The 19,290-nt window shown below is 47.4% G+C and carries 10 protein-coding genes; 3 read left to right on the top strand and 7 right to left on the bottom strand.

What is annotated here, in order from left to right; all coding sequences use genetic code 11:
• Positions 1 to 77 precede the first annotated feature (77 nt).
• Positions 78 to 2,687, bottom strand: a complete 2,610-nt coding sequence (locus tag RID09_RS28770) for a cellulose biosynthesis cyclic di-GMP-binding regulatory protein BcsB (RefSeq protein WP_446339335.1) — start codon at positions 2,685 to 2,687, stop codon at positions 78 to 80.
• A gap of 57 nt (positions 2,688 to 2,744) precedes the next feature.
• Between RID09_RS28770 and RID09_RS28775 the strand changes: the two genes are divergently transcribed.
• Positions 2,745 to 2,903: a hypothetical protein gene (locus RID09_RS28775; RefSeq protein ID WP_446339336.1), complete on the top strand. Its 159-nt coding sequence runs from the start codon at positions 2,745 to 2,747 to the stop codon at positions 2,901 to 2,903.
• 206 nt (positions 2,904 to 3,109) lie between these two features.
• Here the strand turns inward: RID09_RS28775 and RID09_RS28780 are convergent, their stop codons facing one another.
• The 5 genes from RID09_RS28780 to RID09_RS28800 form a co-directional block, all read right to left on the bottom strand.
• Positions 3,110 to 4,492, bottom strand: a complete 1,383-nt coding sequence (locus RID09_RS28780) for a glycosyl hydrolase family 8 (protein WP_446339337.1) — start codon at positions 4,490 to 4,492, stop codon at positions 3,110 to 3,112.
• A gap of 226 nt (positions 4,493 to 4,718) precedes the next feature.
• Positions 4,719 to 7,007, bottom strand: coding sequence for a tetratricopeptide repeat protein (locus tag RID09_RS28785; protein WP_446339338.1), 2,289 nt, complete (start codon positions 7,005 to 7,007; stop codon positions 4,719 to 4,721).
• Between the two features lie 155 nt (positions 7,008 to 7,162).
• A complete protein-coding gene (locus RID09_RS28790; protein WP_446339339.1) occupies positions 7,163 to 10,093 on the bottom strand; it encodes a hypothetical protein in 2,931 nt (976 codons plus the stop codon).
• A gap of 1,041 nt (positions 10,094 to 11,134) precedes the next feature.
• Positions 11,135 to 12,484, bottom strand: coding sequence for a UDP-glucose dehydrogenase family protein (locus tag RID09_RS28795; protein WP_446339340.1), 1,350 nt, complete (start codon positions 12,482 to 12,484; stop codon positions 11,135 to 11,137).
• A gap of 93 nt (positions 12,485 to 12,577) precedes the next feature.
• On the bottom strand, positions 12,578 to 13,531 hold the full coding sequence (locus RID09_RS28800) for a UDP-glucuronic acid decarboxylase family protein (RefSeq protein ID WP_446339341.1): 954 nt from the start codon (positions 13,529 to 13,531) through the stop codon (positions 12,578 to 12,580).
• 477 nt (positions 13,532 to 14,008) lie between these two features.
• Between RID09_RS28800 and RID09_RS28805 the strand changes: the two genes are divergently transcribed.
• Positions 14,009 to 16,147 (top strand): EAL domain-containing protein, encoded by a 2,139-nt coding sequence (locus tag RID09_RS28805; protein ID WP_446339342.1) that lies wholly within the window; start codon positions 14,009 to 14,011, stop codon positions 16,145 to 16,147.
• Between the two features lie 449 nt (positions 16,148 to 16,596).
• The gene (locus RID09_RS28810; RefSeq protein WP_446339343.1) at positions 16,597 to 18,690 is read left to right on the top strand and encodes a glycosyltransferase; all 2,094 of its coding nucleotides are present in this window, start codon (positions 16,597 to 16,599) and stop codon (positions 18,688 to 18,690) included.
• A 228-nt stretch (positions 18,691 to 18,918) separates the two neighbouring features.
• Here RID09_RS28810 and RID09_RS28815 read toward each other — a convergent pair whose 3' ends face one another.
• Positions 18,919 to 19,245, bottom strand: a complete 327-nt coding sequence (locus RID09_RS28815) for a DUF433 domain-containing protein (RefSeq protein WP_446339344.1) — start codon at positions 19,243 to 19,245, stop codon at positions 18,919 to 18,921.
• Positions 19,246 to 19,290: the final 45 nt, after the last annotated feature.

Below are 19,290 nucleotides of genomic sequence, written 5' to 3' on the forward strand. Positions count from 1 at the left end.
GTTAGTGAATAAAAAAGCAGGAGGCTCCCAGGCAGAAGGCTAACTCTGACCAATGACAAAGGACAAATGATCAATAACTAATGACTCTTTTGATCACTAAGCCGCTTGAGATAGAACTGAGAAATTCCATACAGCAGCAGCGCGATGACAAAAATGCCAGCCGGTAAAAAGAACCAGTTATCTTGAATAAAGCGAGACGCCTTACTCAAAAGTCCCGTATTTTCAACGCGACGAGTTGAAGGCGCACGTTCCAGGAATTCCAATGTGTAGGCATCAGGGTCATAGCTAGTTGCGTCTTGCTGATTGCTGCTAATCAGGACTGTATCTTCCTGTAGTTGGAAGAACCAGGGATCTTTGCTAATTACCTGCCGCACTCGTTCCAACCCATCCGCCGTCTGTGCAGTTAGCGCCAACAGCACCCGTTCTTTGTTATCTGGCGACATGATTTCCTTAATCATGCCTTCGTTATCTGGTAAGGCTTGAATGCGACCTTGATTCCACTGGCGAGAAAAAGCATCCTGCAAGCGGAAGCCACTGCCATCAAACACCTCTGGAAAGGGAAATTGCTCTCTTGTACCAATTCCCACCAAATGGTGTCCCTCGCGTACTTCAGCAGGCAACGTCGTCGTTGTATAGGCATCCAAGTTGACCGAATCCGCCTTACTGAGTCGTCCCAGACGTTCGCTAAAGGATAACATCGTCAGCAAATCCGTATCACTAGGGGAATCCGGCACAACAATCGCGGTTCTGGACAAATCCTGAGGTGCCGCAAAGGGATAACCTTCCTGCAACAGTTCTAAATCGGGGAGTTGCACCGATTGTTGGCGGTTTAGGTTAAAGCTAGTGTCTGCATGGAGGGTTCCTGTCAATTGTTGGTCGGTGACGTTACCGCATACGCCCGGTTCTCTGGGATTGAGTCGGAATGCTACTTCCAGTTGGGAATCAGGTTTGATTAAGTGAGGCGGCAGATCCACTTTCAGGCTTTTTCGGGTGGCGCCGTCTTCTGAGGTTAACCGTGCCCCACCGATAAACGTCCCATCCAGTAAAACTTCTACCGCAGAGGTACGGGGATTGATTTGCGGACCATAGCTATAGCGCAGGGTCATGGAACTCCCCCGCGTAAATTGGTCATCTGGCAAAGCGTGAAAATCAATTAGAATCGGGGGCGCCGCTGACCCACGTACTGTGATGTCTTCAACTGGATCACCGTTGGCTTTGGTTTGAATTTCGCTGAGGGTAAAGGAATTTTTTTCCGGTAAATAAGCGGGCCAATTCCGGAGTGATGGAGTGTCTACCTCTTTGAGATTATCCACTAATACGGCTTGACCTGTGCCAAATTTACGGCTCTCAGGCTGGACTAAAAACTGAGCAGCTTTGGCAACACCGTCGGCGCTATTTCCGGTCACGACTAAAACGGGAACGGCTCCATCTAAAGTCGTGGTCATCATCAAGATACCCACGTCACCGGGTAAAGGGACTTGGTTCCCATCTAAAATTTGGTCGCCACTGATGCTAAAGGGCAAATCCAAATCCGCTAACACCGGTTGCTCGGCGGGTGTACCAATGACGATCAACCGTTGACCCCACTCCACATCCTCCAAATCGTTGATGATTTCCGTGTCAATGGGACGGAATTCAGCCATTCTGCCTAACCCGGCTTGAAAGCGAGACGCGGCGGTTAACCAGGTATCGTTAACCTTGGGCAGAAGATAAGCAATACGATTGGTATCTAAACTGAGGTCGTCAAAGAAGGGATAGGGATAGCGGCTAAAGTTGAGCGGAATCGGTTGGGGCTGATATTCCAACTGTAACTCTGAATCGGGTAACACTTCTGTCCAAAGCGTGGGATCACCCGGATTGCTACATTCTTCGTCATTACTCTGTCGGGCGACAATTACCAGTTCGTTATAGTCCTGAATCAGTTGGGGTCGGATATTGAAGAGTACGCTGCCAACTTCCGATTGTTGACGGTTAAGGGGAACTGAACCCACACTCGCGCCATTAATTTGTACCGTGAGATTGGAGTCCTTGGCAATCAGGGCGGGTGAATGTTGGAAACGAATCAGGGCTTTAGCCCCTTGGATTTCCCAGCCTCGGGGACGGGTAAAGCCGAGTCGAGCTTCGGAATATACCCCTCGGAAGCGGAAGCGATTACCCACGATGGGTGAGCGATTGAATTGGAGGATGTACTCCCCAGTTGGTAGGGGTTCAGCATCCGCCGTTTCTTCCTCGCGCTCAGCCGGGGATGGTGCTGGAGAACGACGCGCTGGTGCCGGTTCCTCTTCGCTTGGGGATGACGCCGGAGAGCGACGCGCTGGTGCGCTTGATGCTGGCGCCGAGCGAGTGGGCTGGTTCTGAGGTGGCGGTTGACTGGGTGCAGGCGTTGTTCGCTTGCGCGTTGGCGATGTGGATTTTTGCGGGGGGGACGCCGGGAGTGGTTTGTAAACGGGCGCCTTATCGGGAGCAGTAGGTAAGGTGTATTCGCGAATTAACTGATCTTCCTGCTCTTGCAGGCTGTTGTCGCTTTGAGCGACGGCAAAGTTGGTAGTGAGCACCAGTCCGACGACTAAAACGCTACACAGAAGCAACAATCCGAGTCGTGTTCCATTAGATACACGGTTGGAGTGTTGACGTCCGCGATGGCTTGAAGGAGTTGGAGATTGGAAGTGGCGAAACAGGCGTTTCATAGGAGAACTCTTACGGTTGATGGAAATGCCCAGTTACTATTGCTTGGGGACTGAATTATGGGATTCCAGATATCTGGAATTCGGGGATGTTTAAACGAGCCAATTTGGTCGGTTGGGTTTGGCTATTGCTCTACCCAAACGACTTTTGCCAAACGGACAGGCTCCCATAAACGATGGCAAGGGACATCATTTATTCCCGGAACCCGCCAAAATTAGGATTGTCTGTAGATAGCATTCCCGCTTCAGTCCAACGAGTAACAGGTTGACTTAACCTGGTTATTTGTAGAAACGGTGGTGACATTTTTCTAGCCCTCTGAATCGGTATTCGACTGGATGCCACCCTGATTTAAGATGCGATTATTCGGGGTTACGAATAAATTCTCAACGGTTTAAAGCCTTGACAGACCTTATCGACCTCTGTATCATTGCTTTATCGATTTCTCTGAAAACTGCGGCTGGGGTTGAAAAAACTGAGAATTTTTAACCAGGTCGGGTGATATAAGTGCTATCCAAGCTAAGTTTTGGGTATAGTAAGCAGATTCATCATCCCAAATTCCCTGATTGTATTGCGGTAAAAGTTTACCCTCCAGTATTTGCTCAGCTATAGCGGGGTTAATTAAGCGCATAGCTGGGTAAAGCATGGCATATTGGGAGGTTGCATCGTATTTGACCAAAGATTCTCCATCTAGGTTAATTCGAGCAGGCAAGCGAGAGGTCGATTGCCATTGGTCTTGAAGATATTGAGTTGCTGTTTTCAGATAATTCAGCGCTTCGGTTGATTGGAACCATTCGGCATCCCAAGCGACTCGCCACCAGACGCGGTACGCATCAAAGCTATAGACGCTTTTCAGTTTGCTTTTTGAGGGTATGGACTGGAATTGATTGGTTTTGAAATCCAGAGCAATCCAATCACTAGGTAACCCAACCGCCGAAACTTGAGAGGAGTTCTCCAAGACGTAGTAGCTACTGTCTACTAAACTCAGCCAGTTTCGTTCGGGATCAACCTGAGCAAACAGGCGAAACGCATAAGGGGCGAGATAGGACGGATTAAGATAAATCGTCGATGGCGACGGGACAAAGGCTTCCTTTGGTCCAGGGAGCAGATAACGCTTCCCATCAGGTCCTGCGATGGTGGAATACTCCCACAAATCGCGCAACTTGATTCGCGCTAACTCTAGGTACTCCGGGCGATTCCAGCGGCGGTATGCCCAAATTAATGCTGTAATCGCATCAATATCAGCATCGCTGGCAAAATTTCGATCAATGGCGCCCCAATTTCCCTCATCGTCCTGACCCCACAGCCAAACCCAAAGATTGTCTTCGAGTTCGCCTGTTTTTGAGAGTCGATGCAGGTTCTCTTCTGCCCAGTTTAAGGTAAGGGCAAATGTGCTTGGGTCATTAATCAATACAGCCCTGAGCATAGCGTAGGCTTGTCCTTCTGAGGTAGAGCGATCGCTGGCTTCGTAGTCGATCACTCGCCCGTCTTCTTGAATAAATTGTTGTTTGTAGATGACCCAGCTTTGTTCGAGTATATCCTGAATAGCCGTCGATGGGGATAAAGTTGGAAAATCAGCAACCGGGGAAGTCGTTGCTGTGGGTTGGGAAGGGGATACAGACGCTTCCGGCTGTTCGGGTTCGGAGAATTTTATGGACACACAACTGGTGAGATTCAACAGCAGTAACATAGCGCTTGTAGTAAGCGCTTTAGCGCTTCTGGCACTAAAGTGCCTACTACGAACCCAGCTTTTAAGAACCCTTGCCAACTTTCCCCCCAAATCTATGATTTTTCCTTTGTCATTTGTCATTTGTCATTTGTCATTCGTCATTCATCATTCGTCATTCGTCATTCGTCATTTGTAGGGGCGAAGCATTTGGGGGGCTATCTGATGATACTTGTCCAAAATATTATACCCAAATGCTTCGCCCAGCTCCGGTGATGTCGTTGATGGATAAAACGGATAAAATCGGGGCGGGTTTAGTTACATTAGTGATTGAACCTGAATGTTATCAGTAAAACCCGCCCCTACCCATTCAAAACCGTTCCCACGGGGGTTGAAATCCTCGTCGTTGTAAAAAGTCTTCCTGAATTTGTTGCCTTTGATTTGATAATTCTGGATTGAGGGTTCCTCCTTGTTGAAGTTGCTCTACTTGTATCGCTTCCAAATCCGCTAAGGCTTCAAGTTGATAGTCTTGAACCCGTTTGAGACTAATCATCGCCTGACGAATCCCTTGATCATTGGGTTCAAGTGCCAAGGCTTGGGAATAAAGATTGCTGGCTTCATCCAATCGTCGTTGTTGAAATCGAACGCCAGCTAGTGCTGATAATGCCTCTTGATTATCAGGTTGCGCCGATAAAATTAACTGGTATGCTTGTTCTGCTAGTTCTAAATCATCGATAGCTTGACCAATTTGCCCTTGTAAGAAGTAGTTGCGGATGTTAGTAGGATCTCGCGCTACCAGTTGCGCTACCCTAACCCGGGCTTGTTCGGGACTGCGTTGAGCGATAAGCTGAATCGCTCGGATTTGCACAGGCAGGTTCGTCGGATCAATCTGAAGTAGTCTGTTATAGAGTGCCTCGCGTTGGGGAGACGGGGGTAATGCTCCCACCAGAGTAAATAACTCCGAAGGCGCATTGGTGGCGGGTTGAGTCTGTAACCAATAGTTGAGAACCCCTTGGGCTTGGGACTCAGAAATCAGATCCGCCTGGTATGCTAGGTTGGCACGCGCTAGTTGTAATGTCGTCTCCTGGGGATTGCGGGCAATTAACTGGTCAAATACGGCTAGGGCTTCCGTGGGACGATTTTGTTGCAGCCGAACATTCGCTAGCCCCCGTATAGCCCCGTTGAGAATATCCCGTTCTGAAGGATTACTGGCAATTAAGGCTTGGTAGCGCTGGGCGCTGGCTTCTAAGTTCCCTTCACGACGCTCAATTTCTGCGGCTAACAACTGTGGGGCTACGTCTTCAGCACCTGCGGGGGTTGCTGCATAAGCCGCTAACGCCTGTCTTGCTCCCGGTAGGTTATTGTTATCCAGCAAAATCTGGGCGATGCGGAAATTTAAGAAGGGAGCATTAACACCCGATTGGAGGAGATTGGTGTAAATGGGTAATAATTCCGGTCCTGGGGGTTCAATCCCGGCTAAGGCTTGGGCGATCAGTTGTCGTTCACTGGGATCGGCGGGTAGCGGTTGCAGGGCGCTCAATAGACGGGCTTTGAGTTCAGCTTCGGAAATTAAACCCAGTTCCCGTTCCAACGCCACTTGCTTGACTAAGAGGGTGCGGTCATTGGGTTGTAAGCTTAATAATTGCCGATAGAGATTTAGGGCGGTTTGCTGTTCGTTGGGTAACCCACTAAATATATCAGCAATTTCACGCAAAAGTTTGGGTTCGGGATTGGGGGTTTGATTGAGCGCCTGACGGTACAGATTTGCTACTTGTTGGGTCAGGGCTTGGTTACCCGTCTGATTGCGAATTTCATTTAAGGCTCGTGCTAACGGTAAAGTCGCATTAGGATTTCCTTGCAGGGGTGTTAAGACATTTAGCGCTTCAGTCGGCTGCTGATTGGCAAGATAGGCTTGGGATAAGGCGGCTCGGGTGAAAATGGCTAACTGCGGATCAGAGAGGAGTTGGGGCGATCGCAGTTGTCCTTCCAAAACCTGTACCGCAGCCGCTGGATTCCCGGTGTCTTGTAAGGCGCGGGCGTAAGCAACAGCAGGATACCCGGTAATTTGTCCCCCTGTCATCAGATAGCGGTTAAACAGTTCCAATCCCCGTTGCGAATCACCGCTATTGGTAAAGGTTTCGGCGGCTCCGAGAAGAATATCCGGTGTGGGATTTCCTTGTAGAACAATTTGATAGTCCGCCAAGGCTTCGGCAAATCGTTGCTGAAAGCCGTAGAGTTTGGCTCGCAAAGCCCGGGCTTCGATATCGTTGGGGTTGAGATTCAGTAATGTGGTCAGTGCTTCAATTCCCTGAACCTGCCATTCCGATCGATAAGTGCCAAATAGACCCACCGACTTTAAGGCTAGTTCATTTGTGGGGTCTTGCGCCAATACTCGTTGATAGGCATTCCACGCTTGATCAACATTTCCTTGTCGTCGATGAGCGATCGCTAGACCTAACTTGGCATCCAAGGAATCAGGATAGCGCCGCACCGCTGCCTCAAATGCCGCGATCGCGTCTTGGACTCGTCCTTGACTCAGCAGTGAAAAGGCTTGGCGGACTTCTGTGGGTACTGTTTGGGCATGAACAGCCGGTATGGCGTAAACCATCGGTGCGCTAATCACTAATCCAGCTAGTCCTAATCCAATGAGTTTAGTCATTTGTTATTCGTCATTCGTCATTCGTCATTCGTCATTTGTCATTGGCGAACCGGGGATTGGGCTCTCGCATTCGCGTTGACACTTTGGTAGAAAACCGATAGATTTGGGCGCGAATGCGAGAGCCCCTACAAATGGATCTGCTCCCCCTGCTCTGTTCAATTTCCTCGGGGAATTACATCGAATTCGGTTTTTAAGCGCACACCGACATCCGTTTCCGAGAAGTTATTGCGTTGCTGGAGGGTAAATCCCAGACGAAGATTGGGTAAAAATCGGAAATCATAGAATAGCTCTAAAACATCTGGATCTTCTTGACTTTCGTTATTCGATAATTCTTGACCATACCCTAATCCTAGGCGATCATTTTGGGTAAATACATCCAAAAAGCTAACACCAAAACTATAGGTCGTAGCCGCTTCGTCAATTTCGCGGTTGATATACCGACCATAGCGACCAAAGACCCCCATATTCCACTCTGGAATAAAATATTCAGCATTGAGACCATAAGCCTCTTCCCGATCATCTTCTTCGATTCCAAAATTATTATCCCCGCGTGCGATGGAGAAAATTTCGTTAAATCCTGTCTCTGAACCCCCGTCGCGATCAGTAGCATAAGTACCGCGAATAATGCCATTGCCATAGCGCAGACCAATTTCTCCAGCAAATCCATCTAAAGCAAAATCACCGATACTTGCCGATGATGAAAAAGCCGCCGCTTTGGCTTCAATATTGTCAGTCAGTGTCCAATTGACCAAGAAGCCGGGGCGAGGGGAAATTCCAGTAGCACTTAGGGCAGGATTTGTTTGAAAAACGGGATTAAAGAAATGGGTGACGCCATCTTTAGCAAAGCTGTTGCGATCAAAGTAAGAGGTTAAGTCTAATTGACCGATAACAAAGCGTAAATTCGGCAAATCGGTAAACGGAGCTGTGGCAAAATAAAGTTCGTTAATGTTTAATCCTTGGTTGGGAGAATCAGCTAAGCCACTATCTTCGCTGGTTAAATCCAATGTGGCAGCAAATAGCGCCCTAGGAGTTAGGGGATAGACTCCAGCCAACCGCGCCCTCGCTACCGATGAGTCGCCCTGTACCACATAAGTTCCTTGGAACTGTAAGGAGGGATCTCGCAACGCTGTGCTGCGTAGCAGGGAAGATGCTGGTTGATTGGGCTGGGTTGGGTCAAACTGAGGAGTCGCCACTGGAGGGAGCAGGTTTGGGTTAGGAGTACCGGGTACAACGACTGGATTGGGTGACACGAAAGGAGACTGTGCCAAGGAATTATTCCCGTTCAACCCGTTTGAGTTAGGATTAACCGTTGGGGGTAACGCCGCTTGAGTTTGTGGCAGGGAATAAAACTGTCCTCCACTGGGATTATAGGCATTAAAACTTGGGGAATTTGGGTTAATCGGTGCGGGCAAGGGAACTTGGTTTTGGGGGAAGGAATAAAACTGCCCGACACCTGGATTATAGCCATTAAAACTTGGGGAATTTGGGTTAATCGGTGCAGGTAAGGGAACTTGGTTTTGGGGTAGATAAGAAAACTGCCCGACACCTGGATTATAGCCGTTAAAACTTGGGGAATTTGGGTTAACTGGTGCGGGTAAGGGAACTTGGTTTTGGGGTAGATAAGAAAACTGCCCGACACCTGGATTATAGCCGTTAAAACTTTGGGAATTTGGGTTAACTGATGGAGGTAAGGGAGCTTGGTTTTGGGGGAAGGAATAAAACTGCCCTGCACCTGGGTTATAGCTATTAAACCCAACTGGAGTTTGAGTGGGTGGCATTGACCAAACTTGCGGCGTTTGAGGGATGTAAGCAAACTGCCCGCCTCCAGGGTTATAAGGATTTGCTCCCATTGGGACTCCCATGGATTGTATTGGCACCAGGATTAGGGTTTGAGGCATATAGGGAACTTGTCCCCCTCCTGGATTATAGATGCTGCCCCCGATTGGCATTCCCATGGTTTGTACGGGTACTAGAATGACAGCTTGAGGCATGTAGGGAACTTGTCCCCCTCCTGGATTGTAAGGATTTGCTCCCCCAGGAAAGCCCAGAGTTGACGCAGGTATAAAGTTTGGAGTTGGGGCAAAGGAAGAGGATTGTCCCCAGGTGGGGTTGTAGGAATTGATGCCCATAGCCGCTCCAGTACCGGGCATAGGGATAATGTTGGGCGTTTGGTTAAAGGAAGAGGGCTGTCCCCATGTTTGATTGTAGGGATTAGCACCCTGGGGTTGCAGAGTGGGTGAAATGATAGAGGGAAAAGCGGGGAGCTGCCCTGAGCCTGAGTTAGAGCCTGTAGAACCTAGAGGAATAGTATTTGTCGGTACAGGTAAAGGAGATGAATTTTGTAAGAGGGTAGGAAGCTGCGCCACCTTCAAGTCGAAGTTATCTCTAAACCTGACAGAGGTTTCGAGGGCAAGTGTTGGGTTACAGGTGGTTTGATCTTGACAATTCTGATTAGAGGAAAGTTCGGGAGTCAGAAACTCTTCCTGAATGTTTAAGGTTTGGTGGGAAGAATTTAGAGCCAGTTCTGATAAACCCGACTGAGTTGATATACTTGCTTGAATCGGAAGATTGGGGATGGGGGAAGGAATAGTCCTGAGATACGTGCTACTTTCTGCTTCCTCTATATCGGTGGGGGCGGGACTATTTTCCTGACTCTGTTGCTCAGAGTGTCTCGCTGGAACGGTTTGGTCAAGTGTTTCTTTTTTACCAGCTTTAGCATTGGCTTCAAACGCGATGACTGAAGGTTTAGGATTCAGGTTCATCGATGGAGAAGCATCTAACCCTGAGACGTTGCCAACCCTGTGGGCATAGACGGGAGCCTTATCTGGACGTTGGCTCAGTTCAAACACCCGTTGATGCGAGCGCTTTGCTTGATTCAGAGATAATGTGAAATCATCTGATGATTTTTCTCCTCCAATATCTTGCTGATTGGCAACCTCTGAGTCAGATAGAGTTGCCTGAGCGGGTTTAATTTCAAGTAATCCTAGCGTCCAAAAAGCGATAAGTGATCCAATACTAAGCAAATTAATCCATAGCAGCGGCTTAAGAAAGCCGAATCGTTGAGAATCAGGGACTATTAAGTTCATTACCGGAGTTTGTTTGACCGATTGATGTTTGCCCTGCACCCTGTCGCCACTCTAGCAAATGAATTAATCATTGGCGACTCATACAACCTCAGTTGAATTAAGGTTGAATCTTGTTTTATTGATAACCGAAGAGAGCCGATGATGTTTTTTGGTTATAAACATCCACCTGTTCTAGCTAAAATCACCCGATTACGCCTGAATTCCAGAAAATTGACAGGTCAATTCCTGCCATATTTATGGCACTCTTAGCACAATGGTTTAGTTAGGAACTAATCCCCACCCCTGAAACTTTTGCCAAGCCACAGAAACGTTTAGCTCTAAATAAAACGGTAAGGCAAAGCCTAAATCCGTCCTAAGCTAAGTTTACCCAAAGGTACAGGCATGGATTGCCGAAACCGTTGAGTTACTATGGCTTCGCTCGTTACCGAAACAGCGATCGCGCCTCAGTCAATCCCCTTTGATCAAAGGTCTAATCAGCTAGCTGTGTTGGCTTGTGCAACACGATGACAGATGGAGATACTTTGACTTAAGAGAATGGGTACTCCTTTCCTAGACCATAGTTTCACAGATTGTTTGCTCTTAGAGCGAAAATTGCACCCCTGAATAATTTTTAGATCCGCTCAAGAGGAGTTAGTCCATATCTAGTTTAATGCGTAGTTTGACAGAGGCTCCAGAACCCTTAAGCCATTGGAGCTGCAATTGAGCATTAATCTACAACCACGCCTTAACTTCTCAGTTTTAACATATTCAAGAAATTTGCCAAGGGGGTACAGAGTGTAGCGCGTCAAAACCTCCCAAATCCCCTGGGGCTAAAGTATTGATTCACTATTCCAAATATTCGCTGGTGAAAGGATAATAGATATGAGGCACAAAGGAGTAGAGTTCAGTTAATTCTGAGTGAATTCACAGATAAAGAGCGGGAGGATGGAAGCCCCGTATTTTTCAAATCGGAGATGAAATCCGACGCGGCGAATTTATTCGCTGTCAACTGGTACAAAAGTCCACACCGAACCCGATCAACCGAGTTCGGTGTGGGGTAGTTCACCGCCCGATTCCGACATAGCGGAACCCTGCGCCTTCTAGCACTTTAGGATCGAGAAAGTTACGACCATCAATGAGTACAGCATTATGCATCAGCTTTGCCATCTTGCCATAATCCAGAGTCTGGAATTGTTCCCAGTCGGTGACTAATACCAAGGCGTCACAGCCATCAGCCAAGCGATCAGGATCACCTTCCACCTGCACACCGGATAAACCGTGACTCATACCACTAGAGGAAATAATGGGGTCATAGGCTTTGACTTTTGCTCCCAACCGATTGAGATTTTCAATCAGAATCAGTGCTGGAGCATCTCGCATATCATCAGTATCCGGCTTAAAGGTCAATCCCAGAAGTCCCACCGTTTTACCTTTGAGGATTTTGAGTTCTTGCTGGAGTTTTTCCACAGCAATTAAGCGCTGGCGCTCATTCACACTAACCGCCGCTTTCAGTAGCTGAGCATCGAACCCATAGTCATCAGCCGTATGAATCAACGCGGAGACATCCTTAGGAAAACAGGAACCGCCCCAACCAATCCCAGCTTGCAGGAATTTACCACCAATGCGAGTATCTAAACCAATCCCTTTGGCGACTTGAGTCACATCCGCGCCCACGCGATCGCAGATATTGGCGATTTCGTTAATGAAGCTAATTTTCGTGGCTAAAAAGGAATTGGAGGCATATTTTACCATCTCCGCCGAACTCAAATCCGTCACCACCACAGGGACAGGCGGTAGGGAGTTATCTTCTGCAGGTTGACGCTCAACGATAGGAGCGTAGAGTTCTTTCATCATGGCAATGGCGCGATCGCTATTGCTTCCCAACACGATGCGATCGGGGTTAAAGGTATCATAAATCGCTGACCCTTCCCGTAAAAACTCTGGATTACTCACCACGTCAAACTCAACCCTCGAGTCTGACGTCGTATGATCGGCTACACCATCAAGTACAATCATTCGTACCCAATCCCCAGATCCAATGGGCACTGTTGACTTATTCACAATCACCTTGTATCCACCATTGAGGTGAGTACCAATACCACGGGCTACCGCTTCCACATAACGAGTATCACTTTCACCATTTGGTAAGGCTGGTGTTCCCACCGCAATAAACAGAATTTCCCCATGAGCGACACCCCCTGCCAAATCTGAGGTAAACTCCAAACTGCCAGCTTTACTGCAAGCTTGCATCAGTTCGGATAGTCCCGGCTCATAGATTGGTGACTGTCCTGATTTCATCAATTTGACTTTTTCTTCATTGTTATCCACACAGATAACATGGTGTCCGATATGGGCTAAGCAAACTCCGGTTACTAAGCCGACATATCCAGTACCGATAACACAAACGCGCATGAGCTGATCCTCTCTGGTAGATGGTAGGAATCAGGGCTATCTAGCTGATTGATTCGTTTGCTGGTAAGCCCCCTGACTTAATACTGTAATCGCTTAGCTCGAAACCAGGGAATACCCTTCAGCCGTTAAGCGATCGCGGAAATCCTCAACAGTTGTTTTCAACCCCTCCTGTAAGGGTATCGTCGGTTGCCAACCCAGTAAAGTCTTGGCTTTGATAATATCGGGGCGGCGACGTTGCGGGTCATCTTGCGGTAGATCCTTAAATATAATTTCTGTATCCGGATTGACCATTTGTTGAACCGCTTGAGCCAGTTGTAAAATCGTATACTCATCCGGATTCCCCAGATTAATCGGTCCGGTATGATCATTATTCATCAACCGAATTAATCCTTCAACCAAATCCGACACATAACAGAAACTGCGAGTTTGTGAACCCTTTCCATACACCGTTAGGGGTTCACCCTTTAAAGCTTGCACGATAAAATTACTCACGACGCGCCCATCATTTTCCAGCATCCGAGATCCGTAGGTATTAAAAATCCGAGCCACCCGAATTTCTACACCATTTTGGAGATGGTAGTCAAACGCCAGAGTTTCCGCCACTCGCTTCCCTTCGTCATAACAACTGCGAGGTCCAATTGGATTAACATTTCCTCGGTATTCTTCCGTTTGAGGATGGACTTCCGGATCACCATACACTTCTGAGGTTGAGGCTAATAAAAACCTTGCCCCCACCCGCTTGGCTAACCCCAACATATAGAGGGTTCCCATGACATTGGTTTTAATGGTCTTGACAGGATTGTACTGATAGTGTATCGGCGAAGCGGGACAAGCCAGATGGTAAATTTGGTCAACCTCTAGTCGAATCGGTTCCGTAATATCGTGGCGGATCAGCTCAAAGTAGGGATTATCCAGCCATTTAACTATATTGCGCTTGGTGCCAGTATAGAAGTTATCTAAACAGAGAACTTCATGATCGGCTTCCATTAACCGATCAATGAGATGGGAGCCAATAAAACCAGCACCACCTGTAACTAGAATTCTCATAGGTTTTTCAGGATAGAACGACCTTGTGGGCTACTTTGAGTAAATTGATTCAGCTCTACCATGTTACATTTAAACCCACATTGGCAAGTCATCGCCATCCTTAAAATCGCTTCATTCCTTTCAGAACGTGAAATTGAGACAAATTAAACGCCCAAACCCTGACAATCGCTTTTGCCTGTGGTTATGATATTGGTTGAACTTTCTTAACACAACTAGATTTTAGGCAAGCGAACGCGGTTTAGGGTGCATGATTTGATCGTTGACTTGCCATACCTCAAAAGTTTGACCTGATTAACTGACAAAACTGCCCAATTTATTTTGGCTCAAAGGTTGTCGATCGATCCTCACGGCTCGAAGTGAGGCTGTAACCTGGCACAACGTTGCTGGGACGTTTCTGAGGGGAGTTCTCTGGCAGTTTTTGCGTCAGAGACATTAATTTCGGTGCTTAAGTTGTATCCACCTGCTTGAACTTAATTTATGCTGCTAGAGACCTTACACTCGCCAGAGTCTGTCCTCGCTCAAATGGATACCTTCAGTACCGGGAAATTAGAACTGTGGTTTCAGCCCGTTTATCAAACGGCGACGGGTGCTGTATTACACAATGAAATACTTCTGCGTTGGCGAGACGAAGCCGGAAATCTGCACTTACCCCAGGAATTCTTACCCACGTTGTCGGATACCGGACAACTGCAAAAAGCTGATCGCGCCGTCATTCGCAAGGCAATAGAACTCTTAGCGGAACAGCCGGATCGATGCCTGTCGATTAATCTTTCGGGAGAGGGATTAAATAACTTTGAACTGATCGAATATATTGAAACACTTCTGGATCAGTCAGGAGTTGACCCGAAGCAACTGAGTTTTGAGCTAACCGAATCAACCATCGCCAAAGATTTTCCCACAATTCGGGCATTTGTCCGCGAACTCAAAAGTCTCGGTTGTGCGATCGTTCTGGATAACTTTGCCAGTCGCGAATTAACCCTGTTTCAATGTCAACAACTGGCGGTTGATCTGGTTAAAGTTGATGGTCAACTCATCCAACGGCTAAAAACAGAACCGAGTAGTCGTGTCTTAACCAAAGCCATTCTCGAAGGCATTCAGGCGCTGAGTCAGGTGGCGGCTAAATTTGTCAGCGATGCGGTTACCCTCTCACTGGTGAAAGAAGTCGGGATTGATTTAGTTCAAGGACACCATCTTAAAACCCCTAGTCCATCACCCGATTGGACGGAATTAGTTCGCCCAGAGGAGGAACAGGATTCACCCACGGCGGAAGTCCAAAAACCCACTCAATCCTGGCGTTTCCTGGTGGGAACGGGGTTTGTGGTGCTGGGATTAGGGGCAGTCGGTGTGGGGATTGCCTCCATTGGCTATCGCCTCAGTCACTTAGTTGTAGACGGTAGCACGATTAACGGGCGAATTGTGCGGTTACAAGCGCCAACCACGGGTAATATTCAAGCATTTTACGCCCAGCCAGGAGTGGTTGTGAAATCAGGACAACTTCTCGCCCGGATTAGTCAAGAACCTAGTCCCCAAGAACAAGAAGCCCTACTCCGCCTAGAACGCGCCCAAGAACAAGAACAAATCCGCAATCAGCTTGAAAGTCTCGAATTACAAGGGCAAATTCAGGTGAATGCCACTCAGCTAGCATCGGCGAAACAGTCCCTAGGATTACTGAAAACGCAGTTACAGCAACTTGAACGTCGAGACCAAGCCGTGCGACAAGTGGATGTAGAACTGGGCTTAGACTCGATTAAGGAACAGCAAGCTGTGGTTCAAGCGGCACAGGCAAAAGCTGAAGCCGCCCGATTAGATTATCAACGGTATCAAACCCTATTAGAAGCAGGAGGTGTATCCGCACAGGAAACCGATCAGTTGCGCTTAGTCTGGCAATCCGCACAAGCGGAAGTCAAGCAAGCCCAATCTGTCCTGGATGGGACGCAAAAGGCAGTCAATGCTGCCCAAGCGGGTATTGCTCGCAGTAATCGCAATAATATTATGGGCGGGGTTCTGTCCGATCAACGGATTACTTTACAGCAGACGATTCAACAGCAATCCGTTGTGGTAAATACGATGGAAGCGCAATTGGCTAAACTCAAGCAGCAGCTAAATAACAGCCAGTCTCTCCAAAAAAATGCTCCTTCTCTGGTCAACGATCTCAAACAACTGCAAAGCGAACGTAAAGTGCAAAACGTGTCAGCCCCCTTTGCGGGTGTTGTCTACACTACGGAACGAGAACAAGGCGAACAGGTTAATCAGTTAGAACCAATTGTTACGTTGCTTGATTGCAATAACCTGTGGGTAGAAACCGTAGTTAGTGCTGAACAAGCCAGTTCAATCAATACCGATAAACCTGTGACTGTAGGATTAGCAGGTTATGCCCAAACAGTCAAGGGTGAAATTGACCTGATTCAGCCGATTAGTAATATGCAGCAGCTTAATAAGTTGACCCAGGTTCAAGCCCTACAGCCTGCGATTCCGCCTAAATTAGTGGGACAACCGTTAACCCGAATTACAGTACGGATTCCACCGCCGCCGCAACATAAGAATTCCCAACAGTTCTGTGGATTGGGACAAGCAGCGAGGCTGACGTTTCCGAAGAAACTTTTTGGTAATCGTTGAATTGGGATTTATATCTCAATTTTTTTTGTCTGTATTCCCTTGATTGCAGGCAGTTATGGCTGGTTTATAGGACTTACGCAAAGGTTCTATAGGTAGGGTGTGTTAGCGTAGCGTAACGCACCTTAACCAATATATAAGTGGGTGGACACAATTAAAGTTAACGGTTGAGATTAGGGAACAGGGAACAGGGAACAGGGAACAGTAAGGGTTTGAGGACGATTTGCCAAACTTAATACAGTACCGTTTTCTTTTGTCCGACTACTTATGGTGTGGCTGCGTAAGTCTTGGTTTAGTTACATCTTTTGTGAGGTAAAACATGATAACCGTAATCTCACTCGGTCAGGGCGGGTTTAGTTACATCTAGGTGAGGTGACAAATGATAGTAGTGAAACCCGCCCCTACACACCATTAAAGACGTGCCATGGCACGTCTCTACATCCAAAAACTCTATGACTCGACTATTTCGTTGGCAAAACATCTCGTCCTATCTCAACGGGTTAGCCCTTCTGTGTCTTTCCGCCTTCGGTTTTATTGGCTTCTACCTGCTGCGTAACCCAGAACAATTAGACCTATTAGGCATATCCGGTTTAATTAGTATGGGGCTGATCGGCATTTGGCGATGGTCATGGTGGGCGCTGCAAGTGATTCGTTCTCGGATTTACCTACACTGGGTTTTTCCCCGGTGGCGCAAACAAGCCGATCGCATCCCCCTGGATAAGTTACCTCCTGTTTGCTTATTAGTCCCAACCTATAAGGAAAAACCTTGGATCACGGAACGAGTTTTCCGGGTAATCGCCCAAGAAGCCCAAAGCCTCTCTTATCCCCTGACGCTGCTAGTTACCAGTAGCAGTGATGACGAAAATGCTGCCATCTTAAAGGTACTTAAATCCGTTGATCCTGAACTTAGTTGTATTCGCCTGATCCAAATGGTGCAGACGGGGGAAGGAAAGCGCAAAGCCATGGCGGATGGATTACGAGAATTAGCGCGTTTAAATCTACCCCAAAATGCCGTTGTTGGTTTAATGGATGGCGATTCTGAACTAACACCTGGAACCTTACGTCGCTGCTTGCCATTTTTTCGCCTATTTCCCAAAATGGGGGCGCTGACAACGGATGAATTACCAATTGTTGAGGGATCGTATCTGTTTTCTGAATGGTTCCATTTACGCCTATCCCAGCGTCATTATCAAATGTGTTCTGTGTCCCTGTCGCAAAAAGTGATGTGTTTGACGGGACGCTTTTCCCTATTTCGGGTGGAGGCTGCGCTTCATCCCACATTTGCGGATCAGTTAGAACTGGATACGTTGGATGATTGGTTGTGGGGACAGTTTAAATTCCTCTCCGGCGATGATAAAACCACCTGGTATTGGTTACTGCGCCGGGGTTATGACATGCTTTATATCCCCGATGTGATTGTCTATTCCATTGAGACGATTTATGGGTCATTACTCGATCGCGCTTACCAGAATATGCGCCGCTGGTATGGGAATATGTTGCGGAACAGCGATCGCGCGATCGGATTGGGTCCGGGTAAGGCGGGATGGTTCATGTGGTACTGTCTCCTGGATCAACGGATTAGTTACTGGACGACTCTAATCACCCCCGGTTCGTTATCGATTTGTTTAGTTCAAGGGTATTGGTTAGCCGCTGGACTGATTCTCTGTTGGATTCTTTGTACTCGACCGATCATTTTAACCATCATTTTCTGGGGGCGACAATCTCGACTTAAACCGATTCATTTACCCGTCTTTTTAATTGCCCAGTGGAGTTCCTGTATTATCAAAATCTGGACTCAGATGAACCTTGCTCAACAAAAGTGGTCAAACCGAGGAAATCAAAGTATCTCCGCCGCCGGATCGGGTTGGGAACGGTTGGTTAAAGTAAGTGTGTCTCGTTTTCTTTATGTTTCCCAGTTATTTGGTTTTGTGATTATTTTATGTTGGTTTGCCAGCCTTCTCACTCCCTTGCAAGATGTGGCAGGTTTATGGTCAAACAGTACCTGGGCGATGAGTCAATCGGTTCCCCCTCAAATTATTGAAGCGATAGATCATGGGATTATTCCCAATGATGGTCAAGATGATGCCAAATCACTCCAGGCGTTAATTAATCGTCTTTCTGGGGAAGACTCAGTTCAGATTAATTTACCCATTGGTGAAATTGATTTGTTTCATCCCATCGAAATTAATCGTAGTCATACGATTATTAAAGGGCAAGGGATACGGCGAACGATTTTACAAGCGCATATCAGTCAAGCTGATACAGAAGCCGTTCTAGTCATGCGACCCCTAATCGAAAAAGTGGATTCTCGTCAGAATCGGATTCAGGATATACATTTAAGTGGATTTACACTTCGTAAAAAATTACCCAACTCAACGGAAAATATATCTGCTGTTGGCAGTATCCTTTTGGAAAATGTAGTAGAGTCTTCGCTGAGAAACCTTGATTTAGCTAACAGTAGCAATCGGGCTTTAATCATGCGTCATACGGAGGATGTAACTGTCGAGTATGTGTTGCCAGAGACAGCTTTCAAGAAAAAGGAATAAAAAGAATCTGATTTTCGTATTCTTCAGGCTGGCTACATCAAGTCCGGGCAATCGTCTGACCAGCCAACGCAATATGGCTCCGTTAAAGTTTTCGTCATTGGACTTACGCAAAACCTCTATGTGTAGGGTGTGTTAGCGTAGCGTAACGCACCTTTGCCACGATATGTGGTGTAGCTGCGTAAGTCCTGCGTCAGTCAAAAGACGCACTTGATATCAACTCATTGGGTATTAATGGCGAGTAAGGAGACGTTGCCTCAGATTAACCAAGTTATAGTTTTGAGCCAGTTTTTGTCTGTGTTGTTGAGCTTTTTGGCGACGTTGTTCTAAGTAGTTATCAATTTGCTGGCGATGGGTAAGGTAGTAAGTGATAGCCGTGTAAATCTCTGACAGGTGAAGCACATCGTACTGGAGAGCAATCTCTTCAGGAGTGGAGCCAGTGTGGTAGGCGGCAAGTAAGCTGTCAAGGGTAACTCGGCTTTGACCAATACGGATACCCCCGGCTTCGTCCCATCGTAGGGGTGGAGCTGTAGCTAGAAATTCAACTGGAATGCTCATGGGATAGTCTTTCTGGCAGAACTTGACTCTTTTTCCTAGCTTACT

This window comes from Coleofasciculus sp. G1-WW12-02 (assembly GCF_040219735.1).
GTDB lineage: Bacteria > Cyanobacteriota > Cyanobacteriia > Cyanobacteriales > Coleofasciculaceae > Coleofasciculus.